Source organism: Mesorhizobium sp. B2-5-7, assembly GCF_006440875.1.
In the GTDB taxonomy this organism is placed as follows: domain Bacteria; phylum Pseudomonadota; class Alphaproteobacteria; order Rhizobiales; family Rhizobiaceae; genus Mesorhizobium; species Mesorhizobium australicum.
On sequence record NZ_VFUO01000020.1, the window covers coordinates 1 to 2,006 of the forward strand.

At 64.8% G+C, this 2,006-nt stretch carries 1 protein-coding gene and 1 pseudogene; both read right to left on the reverse strand.

Features of this window, described 5'->3' with window-relative positions:
* Positions 1-83: 83 nt before the first annotated feature.
* Positions 84-1,616, reverse strand: a complete 1,533-nt coding sequence (locus FJ543_RS31335) for an IS66 family transposase (RefSeq protein WP_064993412.1) — start codon at positions 1,614-1,616, stop codon at positions 84-86.
* A 69-nt stretch (positions 1,617-1,685) separates the two neighbouring features.
* Positions 1,686-1,919 (reverse strand): annotated as a pseudogene (tnpB, locus tag FJ543_RS31700) (IS66 family insertion sequence element accessory protein TnpB); the annotation flags it as partial.
* Between the last annotated feature and the right edge of the window lie 87 nt (positions 1,920-2,006).

Genomic DNA, 2,006 nt, shown 5'->3' on the forward strand with positions numbered 1-2,006 from the left:
GCTCATCAGAATGAGCAGCCGTTCCTCGGATCGGGCGACCTTCTGCGTTCCAAACCTTGACAGCGGACATCAGAGCGATGTTCTCAGGCCACTGCGCTGAGTTCGTGAGCCTGGATGTAGGCCCATGGCAAGAGGTCGTCGATCTGGCTGTTCGGGTGGCCATTGACGATCCTGGTGAGGACATCGGCGAGATAGCCGAGGGGCTCGACGCCGTTGAGTTTGCAGGTTTCGATTAGCGAAGCGACGACGGCCCAGTGCTCGGCGCCGCCGTCCGATCCGGCAAAGAGTGCATTCTTGCGGTTTAGCGCGATAGGACGGATCGAGCGTTCAACAGTGTTGCTATCGATCTCGATGCGGCCATCATCGAGGAAGCGCGAGAGGCCTTCCCAACGCGACAGCGTGTAGCGGATTGCCTCGGCGAGCTTGGTCTTCTGGCTGATCAGCCCGAGCTTCTCGCGCAGCCAGGGCTCGAGAGCGACGGTGATCGGCAGGCTCTTTTCCTGGCGCACGGCACGACGCTGCTCCGCCGATCGTCCACGGATGTCGTCTTCGATGCGATAAAGTTCGGCGATCTGTCTCAGCGCCTCGCAGGCGATTGGCGCGGGACCGGCCGCGGCGAGTTCGTAGAAGCGCCGGCGCACGTGCGCCCAGCAGAAGGCGAGCGTCACGCCGCTCTTGTCGGCGAGCACGCGATAGCCGCCATAGCCGTCCACCTGCAGGATTCCTGTGAAGCCCGCGAGATGAGCGATCGGACGCTCAGCTTTGCGGTCGGGCGCGTAGACATAGGCGACGCCGCGCGGATCGGCTCCGTCCCATGGCCGATCATCGCGGGCATAGGCCCAGAGCTGGCCGGTCTTCGTTTTGCCGCGACCGGGATCGAGCACCGGCGCCGTGGTCTCGTCGGCGAAGAGCTTTGGCGAGGACTTCAGCTTCGCCAGCAGCCGTTCGTGAACCGGACGCAGGTGCCAGGCGGCACGGCCAACCCAGTCGGCGAGTGTCGAGCGGTCGAGATTGATGCCCTGCCGGGCGTAGATCTGCGCCTGGCGATACAGCGGCAGGTGGTCGGCATATTTGGAGACCAGAACCTGGGCAACCGTCGCCTCGGTCGGCAGGCCGCCTTCGATCAGCCGGGCGGGCGCGGGAGCCTGAACGATCACGTCTTCGCAGGCTCGGCAGGCATATTTGGGTCGGCGCACGACGATCACACGCAGCTGCGCCGGAACGATGTCGAGCCGCTCGCTTACGTCCTCGCCGATCCGATGCAAGTCATTGCGGCAGCACGGGCAGGCATGGTCCTCGATGTCGACCACCATATCCGTGCGTGGCAGATGGGGTGGCAACGCACCGCGGTTCGCCCGACGCTTGGTGACACGCGCCTGACGCTCCATGGGAGCAGCCTGTTCGTTCTCCTCCTCGCCGGCCGCCTCGATCTGCTCGGCTTCTTCAAGTCCCAGCAGCAGCTGGTCTTCCGGCAGCGTCTCAGCACGACGGCCGAAGCGGTGGCGCTGCAATTCCTTGATGATCTGGATCAACCGGGCGTTCTCGACGTCGCGCGCCAGCACCATCGCCTTCAGCGCATCCGGATCGTCGGGAAGCTGGTCCGCCGTCATCGCCATGAGTGGATCAGACCATATTCGTCGACAGCCCGCGACAGCGGAATCCAGGCTGATTCACTTGGTCGCGGGTCAGCCCGCCTGGGCTGGAACACGGGTCCGGCGCGCCTCGTGGACGCGCCGCCAGTCGAGTCCTTCGAGCAGCGCCGAGAACTGCGCCGCCGTCAGCTGCATCACGCCATCCTGAACCTTTGGCCAGCGGAACTCCCCGTCCTCCAAGCGCTTGGCATAGAGGCAGACGCCGGTGCCGTCCCAGAAGATCAGCTTGATCCGGTCAGTCCGCTTCGCCCGGAAGACGTAAACGGCCCCGCTGAACGGTTAGGTGGCGCGCCACCTAACCGTTCTTATGCATCGGGTGAGATTTTGTGGCGGAGCCGTCCTGGCGCCAGCCGA